The 13,693-nt window shown below is 36.0% G+C and carries 16 protein-coding genes and 1 other annotated feature; of the genes, 12 read left to right on the forward strand and 4 right to left on the reverse strand.

Features of this window, described 5'->3' with window-relative positions:
• The first annotated feature begins 4 nt into the window (after nt 1-4).
• Together I580_RS00625 and I580_RS00630 are read left to right on the forward strand one after the other, a co-directional pair.
• Entirely contained in the window at nt 5-865 is an 861-nt protein-coding gene (locus I580_RS00625) for a sigma-70 family RNA polymerase sigma factor (RefSeq protein ID WP_010773258.1), read from the forward strand.
• A gap of 74 nt (nt 866-939) precedes the next feature.
• On the forward strand, nt 940-1,389 hold the full coding sequence (locus I580_RS00630) for a carboxymuconolactone decarboxylase family protein (RefSeq protein WP_010773257.1): 450 nt from the start codon (nt 940-942) through the stop codon (nt 1,387-1,389).
• 47 nt (nt 1,390-1,436) lie between these two features.
• Here the strand turns inward: I580_RS00630 and sdaAA are convergent, their stop codons facing one another.
• Together sdaAA and sdaAB are read right to left on the reverse strand one after the other, a co-directional pair.
• On the reverse strand, nt 1,437-2,324 hold the full coding sequence (gene sdaAA, locus I580_RS00635; protein ID WP_010773256.1) for an L-serine ammonia-lyase, iron-sulfur-dependent, subunit alpha: 888 nt from the start codon (nt 2,322-2,324) through the stop codon (nt 1,437-1,439).
• A gap of 25 nt (nt 2,325-2,349) precedes the next feature.
• Nucleotides 2,350-3,018 carry an L-serine ammonia-lyase, iron-sulfur-dependent subunit beta gene (gene sdaAB, locus I580_RS00640; protein WP_010773255.1) on the reverse strand — a complete coding sequence of 223 codons (669 nt, stop codon included), beginning with the start codon at nt 3,016-3,018 and terminating at the stop codon, nt 2,350-2,352.
• Nucleotides 3,019-3,307: 289 nt separating this feature from the next.
• Here sdaAB and rplK point away from each other — a divergent pair, with 289 nt between their 5' ends.
• The 6 genes from rplK to I580_RS00670 all read left to right on the forward strand — a co-directional run bounded on the left by rplK (nt 3,308) and on the right by I580_RS00670 (nt 6,555).
• Nucleotides 3,308-3,730, forward strand: coding sequence for a 50S ribosomal protein L11 (gene rplK, locus I580_RS00645; protein ID WP_010773254.1), 423 nt, complete (start codon nt 3,308-3,310; stop codon nt 3,728-3,730).
• Between the two features lie 110 nt (nt 3,731-3,840).
• On the forward strand, nt 3,841-4,530 hold the full coding sequence (gene rplA, locus I580_RS00650) for a 50S ribosomal protein L1 (RefSeq protein ID WP_010773253.1): 690 nt from the start codon (nt 3,841-3,843) through the stop codon (nt 4,528-4,530).
• A 79-nt stretch (nt 4,531-4,609) separates the two neighbouring features.
• Nucleotides 4,610-4,737, forward strand: a sequence feature (ribosomal protein L10 leader region).
• Between the two features lie 112 nt (nt 4,738-4,849).
• Nucleotides 4,850-5,350 (forward strand): 50S ribosomal protein L10, encoded by a 501-nt coding sequence (gene rplJ / locus I580_RS00655; RefSeq protein WP_010773252.1) that lies wholly within the window; start codon nt 4,850-4,852, stop codon nt 5,348-5,350.
• 61 nt (nt 5,351-5,411) lie between these two features.
• On the forward strand, nt 5,412-5,777 hold the full coding sequence (rplL, locus tag I580_RS00660; RefSeq protein WP_010760579.1) for a 50S ribosomal protein L7/L12: 366 nt from the start codon (nt 5,412-5,414) through the stop codon (nt 5,775-5,777).
• A 157-nt stretch (nt 5,778-5,934) separates the two neighbouring features.
• Nucleotides 5,935-6,198: a hypothetical protein gene (locus I580_RS00665; RefSeq protein WP_010773251.1), complete on the forward strand. Its 264-nt coding sequence runs from the start codon at nt 5,935-5,937 to the stop codon at nt 6,196-6,198.
• Between the two features lie 114 nt (nt 6,199-6,312).
• On the forward strand, nt 6,313-6,555 hold the full coding sequence (locus I580_RS00670) for a GlsB/YeaQ/YmgE family stress response membrane protein (RefSeq protein ID WP_010773250.1): 243 nt from the start codon (nt 6,313-6,315) through the stop codon (nt 6,553-6,555).
• An 86-nt stretch (nt 6,556-6,641) separates the two neighbouring features.
• Here I580_RS00670 and I580_RS00675 read toward each other — a convergent pair whose 3' ends face one another.
• A complete protein-coding gene (locus tag I580_RS00675) occupies nt 6,642-8,540 on the reverse strand; it encodes a BglG family transcription antiterminator (protein WP_010773249.1) in 1,899 nt (632 codons plus the stop codon).
• Between the two features lie 228 nt (nt 8,541-8,768).
• On the opposite strand from I580_RS00675, the gene I580_RS00680 reads away from it, so the two are divergent.
• Genes I580_RS00680 through I580_RS00695 form a run of 4 tightly spaced genes read left to right on the forward strand, consistent with a single transcriptional unit; the run spans nt 8,769 to nt 12,156 of the window.
• On the forward strand, nt 8,769-9,089 hold the full coding sequence (locus I580_RS00680; RefSeq protein ID WP_010773248.1) for a PTS sugar transporter subunit IIB: 321 nt from the start codon (nt 8,769-8,771) through the stop codon (nt 9,087-9,089).
• Between the two features lie 21 nt (nt 9,090-9,110).
• The gene (locus tag I580_RS00685) at nt 9,111-10,364 is read left to right on the forward strand and encodes a PTS sugar transporter subunit IIC (RefSeq protein ID WP_010773247.1); all 1,254 of its coding nucleotides are present in this window, start codon (nt 9,111-9,113) and stop codon (nt 10,362-10,364) included.
• Between the two features lie 4 nt (nt 10,365-10,368).
• Entirely contained in the window at nt 10,369-10,713 is a 345-nt protein-coding gene (locus I580_RS00690; RefSeq protein ID WP_010773246.1) for a PTS lactose/cellobiose transporter subunit IIA, read from the forward strand.
• 18 nt (nt 10,714-10,731) lie between these two features.
• Nucleotides 10,732-12,156: a glycoside hydrolase family 1 protein gene (locus I580_RS00695; RefSeq protein ID WP_010773245.1), complete on the forward strand. Its 1,425-nt coding sequence runs from the start codon at nt 10,732-10,734 to the stop codon at nt 12,154-12,156.
• 62 nt (nt 12,157-12,218) lie between these two features.
• Here I580_RS00695 and rlmD read toward each other — a convergent pair whose 3' ends face one another.
• Nucleotides 12,219-13,589 carry a 23S rRNA (uracil(1939)-C(5))-methyltransferase RlmD gene (rlmD, locus tag I580_RS00700; protein WP_010773244.1) on the reverse strand — a complete coding sequence of 457 codons (1,371 nt, stop codon included), beginning with the start codon at nt 13,587-13,589 and terminating at the stop codon, nt 12,219-12,221.
• Nucleotides 13,590-13,693: the final 104 nt, after the last annotated feature.

Below are 13,693 nucleotides of genomic sequence, written 5' to 3' on the forward strand. Positions count from 1 at the left end.
AGTCATGGAAGAAGCCATTTTAATTTTTAACAACTTTAAATCGTTATTATACTCGATTGCCTATAGAATCTGTCATTCACGAGAAGAAGCAGAAGATATTTTACAGGAGGTTCAGTTGAAATGGTTAGAGCAACCAATTGATTCAATCGATAATCCTAAAGCCTTTTTATCAAAGCTTGTCGTGAATCGTTCGATCAACTATTTGAATTCTGCACGAGTTCAACGTGTAGACTATTATGGACCATGGATTCCAGAGCCAGAAATAGAGTGTGTTGAAGAGCCAATGATTGGAAAAGAAAAAATTACATATGCTTTACTAGTCGTTATGGAGTCCTTAACCCCGCAAGAGCGCGTTGTTTTTTTGCTGAAAGATATTTTTGATTATTCTCACCAAGAAATTAGTCAGTTACTGGATATAACCCCTGAAAATTCTCGGAAATTATTGAGTCGATCAAAAAAAACGATTAAAGAAGCCAATATTTCTGTTGATAGATCCAGTAATTCAGAAAATCAACAATTTATCGACTTGTTTAATACAAGCATTGAAAAAGGGGACCTAACCCCATTGCTAAGTTATTTAACAACAGAAGCCAAAATGTCGATCGATGGAGGTCAAAAACGTCGTGCACCGCTTAGAACATTGGTGAAATCAACTCGGATTTTTACTTTTTTAAAGGGGGTTATGCCTCACGACTTTTTTGGAGACGAACGTTTTGTAACTGAAATTTATCAGCAACCATGCTTAGTTATTAAAGAGAAAAATCAACTGAAAAGTATTTTATTTTTAGGGTTAAATTTAGAAAAAAACAAGGTTCAGCATATTTTTATTATTAATAATCCAGATAAATTAAAAAATATTTCTTAAAAGCTGTCACGTTTTATCAGGTTAGTTGGTCTTAATAGGTGTAACATCAAATAATAATCAAAGGGGATATTACGATGACTAGCACAAGATTCTTATTACCAAAAGAAAACAAGACAGCATATCAAAAAATTGCAGAACTAGATCAAATCGGTAAATCTGGAAGTATCAACGAAAAATTACAAGAATTGATCAAAATCTATGCTTCTCAATTAAATAGCTGTGTCTTTTGTATTGATATGCACTCAAAAGATGCTTTAGCTAAAGGAGAAAAACTGCAAAGAATCATTGGATTAACTTCATGGGAAGAGGCATCTTTTTATACAGCAGAAGAACGTGCGGTACTCGCATTTACAAAGGAAGTCACGTTGATCCAACAAGGTGGAGTAAGGGATGAGACTTATCATGAATTGCAAAAATATTACAGCGAAAAGGAAATAGGCGAGTTACTTATATTGGTGGGAACAATCAATATTTATAACCGTATCGGCGTGACGACACGATTACAGCCAAAAATAGATCAATAAAAAAGTGGCAGTCAAAACCAACTTGTTTTGACTGCTACTTTTATTTATTAGTTATTTGAATTATCTGTTTGGTTATCCAGAATTTCTTTTGCTAAGCGTTGGGCAGTTGGTGTTACTGCAAGCCCACCTTCAGCAGTTTCTTTAAATATCTGTGGCATTTGACGACCAACTTGATACATCGCAGCAACCACTTCATCTGGCGGAATCACGCTGCGAATACCCGCTAAGGCCATATCAGCTGAAATAAAGGCTTGGGAAGAACCTAGAGCGTTACGTTTCACGCAAGGAACTTCTACGAGACCTGCCACAGGATCACAAATCAACCCCATCATATTTTTTAAAGTAATGGCAATCGCTTGTGCAGCCTGATCGGCTGAGCCGCCAGCGGCACATACTAAAGCGGCACTGGCCATCGCGCTTGCTGAACCAACTTCGGCCTGACAACCACCTTCAGCACCACTGATCGATGAATTATTAGCAATCACTAAACCAAATGCACCAGCAGTAAATAAGAAATCTAATTGTTGTTCATGTGTCAGTTCTAAACGCTCAATAGCGGCCATTAAAACTCCAGGTACTACACCAGCACTTCCAGCAGTGGGTGTCGCACAGATCAACCCCATGTTTGCGTTGACTTCATTAACTGCAACGGCATTTCGAACGGCTGTTAAAATGGTTTTCCCACTTAAAAAATTTCCAGCTTGAATATAGTCATTCATTCGAACTGCATCTCCGCCAGTGATTCCTGTGACAGATGTTACACCATCAACACCTTCTTCGATTGATTGTTTCATCACAGCAAGATTGCGTTCCATCGTTTCAATGATTCGTTCCCGACTATGACCATGATTTTCTATTTCAGTTGCAATCATTAACTCAGCTACTGATGGAAAATCTGCAGCTTGTTGCACTAATTCTTCTATAGATAGAAACATAACTAGTTTGCTCCTTTAATTTAAATTAATCAAAATAATTCACGCTGTAAATATGAGGGATCTGAACGAGTTTCATTGTGATGTCTCCGATATCTGCATGATCGATTTCAATGATCATGATTGCTTTTTCACCTTTTGACTCTCGTGTCACAGTCATTGTTCCAATGTTGATATTTGTATCTGATAGTAAATTGGTTACTTTGGCAATCATTCCAGGTACATCTTGATGCACGATAATGAAAGTTGGGGTCCCCATTGTCAGAGAAATTTTAAAGCCATTTAATTCTGAAATTTGAATATTACCGCCGCCGATTGAGATTCCTGTGACAGAAAGTTTTCGTTCACCTTTTGAAACGAGTAATTTAACTGAGTTTGGATGTTCAGCTTTTTCTTTAAGTGGAACAAATAAAACTTCCATGTTTTTTTCATGCGCAATCTTTAAAGAATCAGCCAGACGCTCATCGTCCGGTTCCATATCCAGCAAACCACCAACTAAAGCAATATCCGTTCCATGACCACGATATGTTTTGGCGAAAGATTCGTATAAGTAAATATCAACTGTATCTGGTTGCTCACCAAAAATACTCCGAACGATTTTACCGATACGAGCAGCACCAGCAGTATGAGAACTACTTGGTCCGATCATGACAGGACCAATGATGTCAAAAACACTTTTATAACGTAGATTTTCCATTATTCATTCACCTATCCTTTAATTTAAATCAGGATTTTTCTAACGAAAGTCTATCACAATTAAAGCAAAGAAACTAGAAGCGGACTAAAAATGCGAGAAAAACTTATCTTGTTCTCATTTCTATTCAAAAAATAAGCTTGAAAAGTGTTGAAATTTACTTAGAAGTAGAGTATACTTTTCTAGTGTGCATTTTTGCATATTAATTTTCTTTGATTCGTCAAAGAATGACGTGGGAGGAGAAATCTTCATCTCCAATTAACCACATCACGGACTCAAGGAGGTATGTCTCGTGGCAAAAAAAGTAGAAAAATTAGTTAAATTGCAAATTCCTGCAGGTAAAGCAACACCAGCTCCACCAGTAGGTCCAGCGCTAGGTCAAGCGGGTATCAACATTATGGGATTCACAAAAGAATTCAACGCTCGTACAGCTGATCAAGCTGGTTTGATTATTCCAGTAGTAATCTCTGTATATGAAGATCGTTCATTTACATTTATTACGAAAACACCACCAGCTGCAGTATTACTTAAAAAAGCTGCAAAAATCGAAAAAGGTTCTGGTGAGCCAAACAAAACGAAAGTAGCGAATGTTACGAAAGATCAAGTAAAAGAAATCGCTGAACTTAAAATGGCAGACCTAAACGCAGCTGATATTGAAGCAGCTATGCGCATGGTTGAAGGAACTGCAAGAAGCATGGGAATTACTGTAGGATAATTTTTATTCTAAGGAACCCAAAGAAGTAGCTTCTCAGTTTATTTCATATTCAAAGATATGAATTACGTGGGAGGTTCGACCGTTATAACCACAATCAAGGAGGAAACAAAATGGCTAAAAAAAGCAAAAAAATGCAAGATGCATTAAAAAAAGTTGAAGCAACAAAAGTTTACCCTGTAGCAGAAGCAATCGCTTTGGCTAAAGAGACAAATATCGCAAAATTCGACGCAACTGTTGAAGTTGCTTACCGTTTAAATGTAGACCCTAAAAAAGCAGACCAACAAATCCGTGGTGCAGTAGTATTACCTAACGGAACTGGTAAAACACAAAGCGTTTTAGTTTTTGCTAAAGGCGATAAAGCAAAAGAAGCTGAAGCAGCTGGTGCTGATTACGTAGGTGACGCTGACATGGTTCAAAAAATCCAAGGTGGATGGTTTGACTTTGACGTAGTAGTAGCAACTCCAGACATGATGGCTGAAGTTGGTAAATTAGGTCGTGTCTTAGGTCCTAAAGGTCTTATGCCTAACCCTAAAACTGGTACTGTAACAATGGACGTAACAAAAGCTGTTAACGAAGTAAAAGCTGGTAAAGTAACGTACCGTGTTGACAAAGCTGGAAACATCCACGTACCAATTGGTAAAGTTTCATTTGATAATGAAAAATTACTAGAAAACTTCAATACAATCAACGATGTATTGTTGAAAGCTAAACCATCAGCAGCAAAAGGTCAATATATCAAAAACATTTCAGTAACAACTACATTTGGCCCTGGAATCCACGTTGACCAAGCTTCATTTTAATTAGAAAAACTAATTTATGAAGATATAGAATTAGAATTTATACTTGACTCAACTACCTTTCCCATGGTAAGGTAGTTGAGGTTAATAATTAACTGTACCGAAGACAGTAGGTGACGCAAGTCTTAATTTCCTACCGAGGACAATTGTTGATACATACAATTACGTCCCTCTATGTCAACGGTGGCATGGAGTTTTGTTGTTTTACACGACTTTTTGAAAAAAAGACGATGTAAAACAATACTTGGCGAACAAAGTGAGCGAAGTATCATTTTGTAAACCAATCTAAACTTCTCCATCAATAATCAGGAGGTGAAAATAAATGAGTGAAGCAGCAATCGCTAAAAAAGAAACCCTAGTCGAAGAAGCAACAGCTAAGTTTCAAGCAGCAGCTTCTGTAGTCATCGTTGACTACCGTGGTTTGACTGTAGAAGAAGTGACGAACTTACGTAAACAATTGCGTGATGCAAATGTTGAAATGAAAGTTATCAAAAACTCTATCCTTTCACGTGCAGCTAAAAAAGCTGGACTAGAAGGCTTGGACGAAGTATTTACAGGACCTACAGCAATCGCTTTTAGTAACGAAGATGTAGTAGCACCTGCTAAAATCATCGACGAATTTGCAAGTACTGCCAAAGCATTGGAAATCAAAGGTGGCGTTATTGAAGGTAAAGTATCTTCAGTAGAAGAAATGACATCTTTAGCAAAACTTCCAAGTCGCGATGGACTACTTTCTATGCTTTTATCTGTACTACAAGCGCCAGTCAGACAAGTGGCTTACGCTGTCAAAGCAGTGGCAGAAAAAGAAGAAGAAGTTGCATAATTGCAGCCTAGTAACAAACTAAACTAAAAAATAATGAATTATTAAAACGGAGGAAACCATAATGGCATTGAACATTGAAAACATTGTTGCAGAATTAGAAGGCGCAACTATTTTAGAATTAAACGATTTAGTAAAAGCTATTGAAGAAAAATTTGACGTATCTGCAGCAGCTCCAGTAGCCGCAGCAGCAGGACCAGCAGCAGCTGGCGAAGAACAAACTGAATTCACTGTAGAATTAACTTCTGCAGGCGATCAAAAAGTTAAAGTTATCAAAGCAGTTCGTGAAGCAACTGGTCTTGGCTTGAAAGAAGCTAAAGCAGTAGTTGATGGCGCTCCTGCACCAATTAAAGAAGGCGTTTCTAAAGATGAAGCAGAAGCTTTAAAAGCTGCTTTAGAAGAAGTTGGCGCTTCAATCACAGTAAAATAATCTTTTTAAGATTAACTTTTAAGCTAGAATCCAATCGGATTCTAGCTTTTTTGTTTAACAAAGTTAGTTTCAAAGCATATCAATCGAATTATTCATTAAAAGCATATAAACTTATTTATATAGATTCATTTTGTGTTGATAAGGAGGAATTGTTGCGATGGAACGAGAAATTAGTGTTGAACTTACATGTAAAAATTGTGAAAACAAAATGATCGGTAAATTTTTATTAAACACGCGAACGGATAAAGAAAATCATCAAAGAGTGAATATCCCGTTAGGAGAATTGAACCTTTCTGGCGATGAGATCGAATTAGTTTGTGATGATACTATAGTGGATGATGAAATAAATCTTCATTATAATTGTAAAAATTGTGGGACTAAAAATCATGTAACGATTTTAATAACAGATGAGATGAAATAAAAATGATAAAAAACAAATCTAAAATGCATTTCTTTCGCAAGAAAATAAATAATCTGTTAGCATAAATAAGTAATCATTTTTAACATTATTCTATTTGTAAAGGAGGCAATATATATGCATTGGTTATGGGTTTTAATCGTAGGTGGCGTTATCGGAGCTATTGCTGGAGCGATCACAAGTAAGGGAAAATCAATGGGTTGGATATTCAATATTATTGCAGGTCTTGTAGGCTCATCAATCGGTCAAGCTCTTCTAGGAAGTTGGGGACCTCAAGTTGCCGGTATGGCATTGATTCCTTCAATTATCGGTGCTGTGATTTTAGTTGCAGTTGTATCTTTTTTTGTAGGTAAAAACTAAATGGATCAATAAGAAAAAAGCTAGGAGATTAAATTCTCTTAGCTTTTTGTTATAATGTAAATCAATCAGTCGTTATACTTAACTATTTAATTAAATAATTCATCAATAAATCCTTCATAATCATTAACTTTCAAAAGATTACTTAATTTCCCCTGATTTGAAAAGGTATCAATCATAAAATCAAATAATTGCCGGAATTTTTTTATATCATCTTGATTCATAACAATCATGATAATCACTTGAACATAGTGATTTCCCCATTTTACAGGTCTGTCATTCAAAATAATAGAGATCCCCGTTTTTTCAGCGCTCATTTCAATCGCATGTGGTAAAGCGACAGAGTTATTGAACGAAGTAGCAGACATCTTTTCTCGTTCTTTGATCAAGTCAATAAAATGAACATCAATATAGTTTTTTTCGATTAATTGAGCCCCTAGATGTTCAATGTATAGATCTGGAGTTTTTAAATAAATATTTCGTTCAAACCGCTCTGGTGTTAGGTATGTTTGGACACTTTCTTTTAAAGTTTTCAACAACTTTTTTTGCTTTACTAGCTGGATAGATTGTTGGATTTTTTTTATATCTTTTCCTGATAAAAAAGGAGAAATTAAAACGATATGTTCCAGCTCCTTCATTTCTATAGTCGATAAAACTAAATCAGCTTGTTCTATTTTTGCCAGAGTTTTACTGTCTAGTCTATAAAAGGTTCCTACAATATTTAAACTAGATTTGAATGTATCCCCGATTTTATAAATCAAACGTTTGTGCATATCATAATATTCCGGCGTATAAATCACACAACTTAATTTATTTTCTGACTCAAATTTTTCTTCAAAGTATGAACCAATATGAAGTGCGATAAATGTAATTTCATCATCCGAAATTGGAATATTGATCTGTTTTTGAATCTGTTTGGCAATGAAAACAGCTACTTCATAAATAAAAGCATAGGATTGCTTGATTTCTTCAGATAAAGGATTATGAACTTGTTTGCCAGTTTTTGCTCGTGAGATTAGGTTTGACACGTGTAATGCTAAATTCAATACTAGTTCATCTGAAATATGAGTAATAAAATATTTTTCGGCAACAGTTTCCATCATAGTGGAAATAAAGGTATAAATAGACGTGCCCATATAATCTTTTAAGAAAGCATCATTTGATGGTGATATTTTGGTCATTAGTAAGAGAGTCAAGTTGTTGATTTCATAAAGATCCATCTCTACAGCAAATGCCTCATTGATATCTTTTCCAATCTGTGTAGCAATTTGATATTCAATATGATCGTCAGTAAACAGTTCTGGAATAACATCCACTTCAGATCGTTGATGATGCTGAAGACGATTAATGGCGATAGCAATATGGAGTAATAGGCTGTTAATAGCATAGCCATTTATATAGAGATGTTGACTGCTCAAACGATCGATCACGATTTTTTGGATTGTTTCAATTGGAATATCCGGGAATACGGTTTGAATGTAATCCACGGATTGAAAATTTTGCAATGCCTCATCTTGCAACATATCACTAGTAAGCTTTCTAAAGTTGGACTCATCACCTTCCATACTTAGAAAATGCCTATGTTTAACGATTTTTAAATGATATTTATTCATTTTTTTGCGGAGCCGAATGGTATCTTTTTCTATGGTTGGAATGCTGACAAATAACGTTTCTGCCACTTCAAAGTAATCGACATTTTTGTGTTTTATCAATAAATTCATCAAATAATACATGCGTTCAACAGGTGTATTCAATTCCCGTTTATTATGAGAAACAAATTCATCGATCTGAACACTACTATCGATTTTATATCCTTGCCTTGAGGATTGGATCATTTCAAAGTTAGCATTTTGATTAATCCGAGTTACATAGTTACGTATTGTTCTTGTTGATGTGGATAATGCTTCTGCCAGAAAAGCTGAAGATAGCCAATTGTAATGTTGGATCAACAGCTTTATAAGTGCCGTTTCTTTCTTATTTAAGGACACAATATCCGCTCCTCTCCACTTTTTATATCTCTTATTATTCTTTCTTTTAAATAGCAAATCAAGTACAGTTGCTTCCGCCAATGCAGTAAGAGGAGGAAAGAATCATATTTGATAGTGACGTGTAAAACGTAGATGATAAGAGTGTAATAATTAGGCGAGCTTGTTCAGCTTTTAGTATTGTCTAGCTTCATAAGCTTGTTCACTTTTTAAATGAGAGAGGAGAAAAAAATGAGTGAATTAAATGTATTGTTAGTCTGCGGATCAGGTGCTAGTAGTGGGTTTATGGCTGCAAATATGCGTAAGGCGGCCAAGATAAAAAATTTAGACATGAGTATTGTTGCGAGAAGTGAATCGGAAATCGAAAACTATATTGAGGAAATCGATGCGTTGATGGTGGGACCACATCTTGAATATATCATTGATGAAATCGATGAGATTATTCACGGGTTTCCTGTAAAAGTTATTCTGATGAAAAAAGAGTATTATGCGACGTTAGATGGGGATGCCGCTGTTGAACATTTGTTAAGTTCCTTAAAAGAAGACGAATAATGTGAAAAAGGAGACGTAAATATGAATAAGTTGATCTTTTGGTTGGAAAATAGTTTCTCACCTAAAATGAATAAAGTGAATAATAACCCTTGGATCGTCAGCATCAAAGATTCAATCATGCAGACGTTACCTTTTATTTTCTTAGGTTCGATTTTTTCGATGTTAGCTATTTTAAATGAGTATTTTCCGGCTCTACCAAGTTTTTGGGTACCATTTGGCTGGACGATGGGGAAAATTTCACTGTTTGTAGCCTTCTTGATTCCATTTAACTTAATGGAGAAAAAAAGATTACGAAAACAAAGAATCGTCGCTGGAATGAGCGGATTAGTTTTGTTTTTAATGATTATTTCACCCCAAATCGAGAAAGATGGTGTGATCGGTTTTGGTCATGATGCATTAGGAGCTGGCGGTATGTTTGTTGCGATTGTAGCCGGATTGATTGCTGGATTTGTCTTGGTTACCTTGGGAAAATTTACATTCTTTAAAGAAGAATCAGTGATTCCTGATTTTGTCAGAGCTTGGTTTGATTCTATGTTGCCGATAGGAATTATTATCATTTTTGGCTGGGTCGTTGTTTTGATCATGAAAGTGGATTTATACAACATTGTTTTAAGTATTTTTATGCCATTATCAAGCTTTATGGAATCTCCTGGAGGTTTTGTAGGGATGATGTTTTTAATTTGTTTTCTTTATTCAATGGGGATTTCTACTTGGGTTTTAACACCTGTGGTTCAGCCTGTCTTACTAAAAGCAATTGCCGAAAATATCGCACTAGTTCAAAATGGCACAGCATCTGTTGAAACGTTAAATTTGGTTACTAGCAGTACCTTATATTCAGCTTATCTATGGATCGGTGGAATTGGCTGCACGATGCCTTTGGTTTTAATGATGATGCGGGCTCGTTCTAAGAAAATCAGTGCATTAGGCAAAGCATGTATCGCACCATCAATTTTCAATATCAATGAACCAGTGATTTTTGGTGCAGTTGCATGGAACCCATTGTTAATGATTCCAATGTGGCTTCAAGGAATTATTTTACCGATCGTGATTTATATCTTTACAAAGGTGATTCCATTTGCGCCGATTCCTAAAGTTCAATTTGAATTGTGGTACTGTCCGTTTCCATTTGCAACTTGGTTTACGACTGGGACGATTACTGGAATTATTTTAATGCTAGTTATTTTTGCGATATCGACAGCTATTTGGTATCCATTTTTTAAAGCATACGATGATCAAGAAACAAAAGCTGAAAATCAAACGATGAAGGAGGCTTAATTATATGGACGATATATTATCAGAGCAAGCGATGAAAATTATTTTATTCGCTGGGGATGCCAGAGTTAATTGTAAAAATGCCCTTGTTGCAACTGAAAAGAACGATTTTGAAACAGCTACAGAAGAAATGAAAGTTGCCAAAAAAAATATCACTGAAGCGCATAAAATTCAAACAAGAGCTATTCAAAGTGAAATGGGTGAAGAGGCAAAACAACAGGAGCATTCTTTGTTATTCGCACACGCGCAAGATACGTTGATGACGATTTATAGTGAAATCAATATGGCGAATCACTTAATCAAAATAGCCAAGCAACTCAATGATCGTTTAACGTTACTTGAAAAAAATTAAAGAAAAGAGGGCAAAAGTATGTATCAAGTACCGACGGGGTTTCCAAAAAACTTTTTGTGGGGCGGAGCTGTTGCTGCTAATCAATGTGAGGGTGCGTATGAGTACGAAGGAAAAGGCACAAGTGTGGCTGATATCAATGAGTTTAGAGCCGATCTGCCATTAGAAAAAAGATCAAACGCAGAAATTTCCACAAGCTACATTGAAGAAGCCTTGAATAGCAAAACAGGTATATTTCCAAAAAGATGGGGGATCAATTTCAAGGAAACCTATCCAACGGATTTAAAATTATTAGGAGGCATGGGATTAACGTTATTTCGAACCTCCATTGATTGGTCTCGAATTTTTCCAAATGGTGATGAGCTTGAACCAAACGAAGCGGGCTTGCTTTTTTATGATAAACTAATCGATGAAATTATCGCAAATGGTATGGAACCAATGATTACACTTTCTCACTATGAGATGCCGTTGAATCTTACATTGAAGTATAAAGGGTGGTATTCAAGAGAAGTTGTAGATTTCTTTGTTCGTTATTGTAAAGTTATTTTTGACCGCTATCAAGGCAAAGTGAAATATTGGATCGTGATTAATCAGATCAATTTGATCGGTCATGAATCATTCAATCATTTAGGGATCGCAGAAGATAAAGTGGAAAATCTGCAGGAGGCGAAATATCAAGGGGTACACCATATGATGGTAGCTTCTGCTTTAGCTACGGAATATGCGCATCAAGTTGATGAAAATTATCAAGTCGGGATGATGCTTTGTGGTGGACCAGAATATGCGGCTACTTGTAATCCAGAAGATGTGCTAGCAACTTTGAAAATCAACCAAATGCAGTATTTCTTTGCAGATGTATTACTACGAGGTTATTATCCAGGTTATGCGTTTCGTTATTTTGAAGAACATGGTATTAAGCTGGAATTTGCTGCAGAAGATGAAAAAATTTTAAAACATACAGCCGACTATTTATCGTTTTCTTATTATTATACTCAGATTTGCGATGCCACTCATGATGAACCATATCGAAATAAAGCTTTGCCAGCAAATCCTTGGGGCTGGACGATCGATCCATTAGGGTTAAGAACATTGTTGAATTCTTTTTATGATCGCTATCAATGTCCAATTTATATCACAGAGAATGGTATCGGATGTTATGATCAGTTAGAAGAAGATGGAAGTATTCACGATGGCTATCGGATCGACTATTACAAAGCTCATATCGAACAAATGAAAGAAGCCATCAAAGATGGTGTTGATCTTAGAGGGTATTGTGCTTGGGGACCGATTGATATTATTAGTTGCTCTTCTTCGGAAATGAGTAAGAGATATGGGTTTATTTATGTAGATCAAGACGATTATGGGAAAGGGAGTCAAAAACGGTATTTGAAGGATAGTTATGATTGGATGAAAAAGGTTATAGCTAGTAACGGAGAAACACTTTAACAGTGTTTAAAAAAGATCCAACGACCAGATTTATATCTGATTGTTGGATCTTTTTAAGCAAATCATCTCTTAGTCAATTTCACAACAACCTCGCATCGTGCTGTTTGCGGAAACATATCCACTGACTGTAAATAGTTCACATCAAAGACTTTAGCCAAATCAACCAAATCTTTTGCAAGTGTCGACACGTTACAAGAAATATAAACCATCTTTTTCGGAGGCTGTCTTAAAATAGCCTTCAGCAACTTTTGATCCAATCCAGTTCTAGGTGGGTCAACAATGATTGCATCAGGTTTAAAACCGCTCTGAAGCCATTTAGGTAACAATTCCTCGGCAGTCCCAACTTCGTAATGAGTATTCGTAACACCTAAGCGCTCAGCATTCATCTTAGCATCTTCGATCGCTGCTGGAATAATATCCATTCCTCGAACTTCTTTCGCTTGTTTAGCGATACTTAACCCAATTGTCCCGACACCGCAATAAGCATCTACAACAGTTTCATTTGGTTGTAAATCTAAAGCTTTCAATGCTTCATCGTATAAAATTTCAGTTTGTTCTGGGTTTAGCTGGAAGAAGGCTCTGGGAGATAGATCAAAGGTAACTTCGTTGATTTGCTCTTCGATACTTTCTTTGCCCCAGACGTGAATTGTTTCATCCCCCATAACAATTGAAGTTCTTTTGTTTTGAACGTTTTGCATGATCGATACCACTTCTGGAAGATGCTGAGTAATTTCTTCGATCAATGCTTTTTTCTGTGGGAATTTTACGGATTGCGTAATAAAAACAACTTGAACTTCATTGGTTTTAACTCCGACACGAACCATTAATGTTCGGAAGATACCGCTGTTTTTTCGTTCATTATAGATTGGTAATTGATATTTGTTCAACAATTCTACTAAAGCATTCATTACTTTGGTTGTAGCCAGTTGTTGAACAAGACAATCAGAGATTGGGACCAAACGATGAGAATCAGCTTGGTAAAGCCCTGCTTCGATCTCACCATCAATCTTACGTAATTGAAATTGCGCTTTATTACGATAATTCCATGGATTTTTCATGCCGATCGTTTTAGGTAGTTGGTAATTGTCAAAGTTTCTCGGTCTAAATTTATTGAGCGACTGTTTTAATAAATCTTTTTTAAAGTGCAGTTGAGCAGGATAAGCTAAGTGCTGCAGTTGACAGCCGCCACATGCTTCATAAACAGGACAAGGTGGTACGACTCTTTCAGGTGCGGCTTTTACAATTTTTTTCAGTTGTCCTTCCACAAAACGGGGAGCTATGTTTGTGATTTCTACAGAGACATCTTCTTTAGGTAATGCACCAGGTACGAAAACGATCGTCTTTTTGTAATAGCCAATCCCTTCACCATTGATGCCTAAACGTTTTATTTTTAAAGGAATCGTTTGTCCTTCTTTTAATGTTTGTGTGGTCATAATTCCATCCTTTTGATCCGTAGATCTGTTAATCAAATATATCGATAGTTCTTATTTTAGCACAATTTAGCTAGTTTAGCTTCTGCCAAATATATGTTATAGTA

This window comes from Enterococcus caccae ATCC BAA-1240 (assembly GCF_000407145.1).
Classification (GTDB): Bacteria; Bacillota; Bacilli; order Lactobacillales; family Enterococcaceae; genus Enterococcus_L; species Enterococcus_L caccae.

What these genes read in the sequence shown, in the direction of transcription:
- sdaAA (WP_010773256.1), bottom strand. Translation starts at nt 2,324, where the DNA reads ATGTTTCTATCTATAGAAGAATTAGTGCAACAAGCTGCAGATTTTCCA.
- rlmD (WP_010773244.1), bottom strand. Translation starts at nt 13,589, where the DNA reads ATGACCACACAAACATTAAAAGAAGGACAAACGATTCCTTTAAAAATA.
- sdaAB (WP_010773255.1), bottom strand. Translation starts at nt 3,018, where the DNA reads ATGGAAAATCTACGTTATAAAAGTGTTTTTGACATCATTGGTCCTGTC.
- rplJ (WP_010773252.1), top strand. Translation starts at nt 4,850, where the DNA reads ATGAGTGAAGCAGCAATCGCTAAAAAAGAAACCCTAGTCGAAGAAGCA.
- I580_RS00625 (WP_010773258.1), top strand. Translation starts at nt 5, where the DNA reads ATGGAAGAAGCCATTTTAATTTTTAACAACTTTAAATCGTTATTATAC.
- I580_RS00630 (WP_010773257.1), top strand. Translation starts at nt 940, where the DNA reads ATGACTAGCACAAGATTCTTATTACCAAAAGAAAACAAGACAGCATAT.
- rplL (WP_010760579.1), top strand. Translation starts at nt 5,412, where the DNA reads ATGGCATTGAACATTGAAAACATTGTTGCAGAATTAGAAGGCGCAACT.
- I580_RS00665 (WP_010773251.1), top strand. Translation starts at nt 5,935, where the DNA reads ATGGAACGAGAAATTAGTGTTGAACTTACATGTAAAAATTGTGAAAAC.
- I580_RS00670 (WP_010773250.1), top strand. Translation starts at nt 6,313, where the DNA reads ATGCATTGGTTATGGGTTTTAATCGTAGGTGGCGTTATCGGAGCTATT.
- I580_RS00680 (WP_010773248.1), top strand. Translation starts at nt 8,769, where the DNA reads ATGAGTGAATTAAATGTATTGTTAGTCTGCGGATCAGGTGCTAGTAGT.
- I580_RS00685 (WP_010773247.1), top strand. Translation starts at nt 9,111, where the DNA reads ATGAATAAGTTGATCTTTTGGTTGGAAAATAGTTTCTCACCTAAAATG.
- I580_RS00695 (WP_010773245.1), top strand. Translation starts at nt 10,732, where the DNA reads ATGTATCAAGTACCGACGGGGTTTCCAAAAAACTTTTTGTGGGGCGGA.
- rplA (WP_010773253.1), top strand. Translation starts at nt 3,841, where the DNA reads ATGGCTAAAAAAAGCAAAAAAATGCAAGATGCATTAAAAAAAGTTGAA.
- I580_RS00690 (WP_010773246.1), top strand. Translation starts at nt 10,369, where the DNA reads ATGGACGATATATTATCAGAGCAAGCGATGAAAATTATTTTATTCGCT.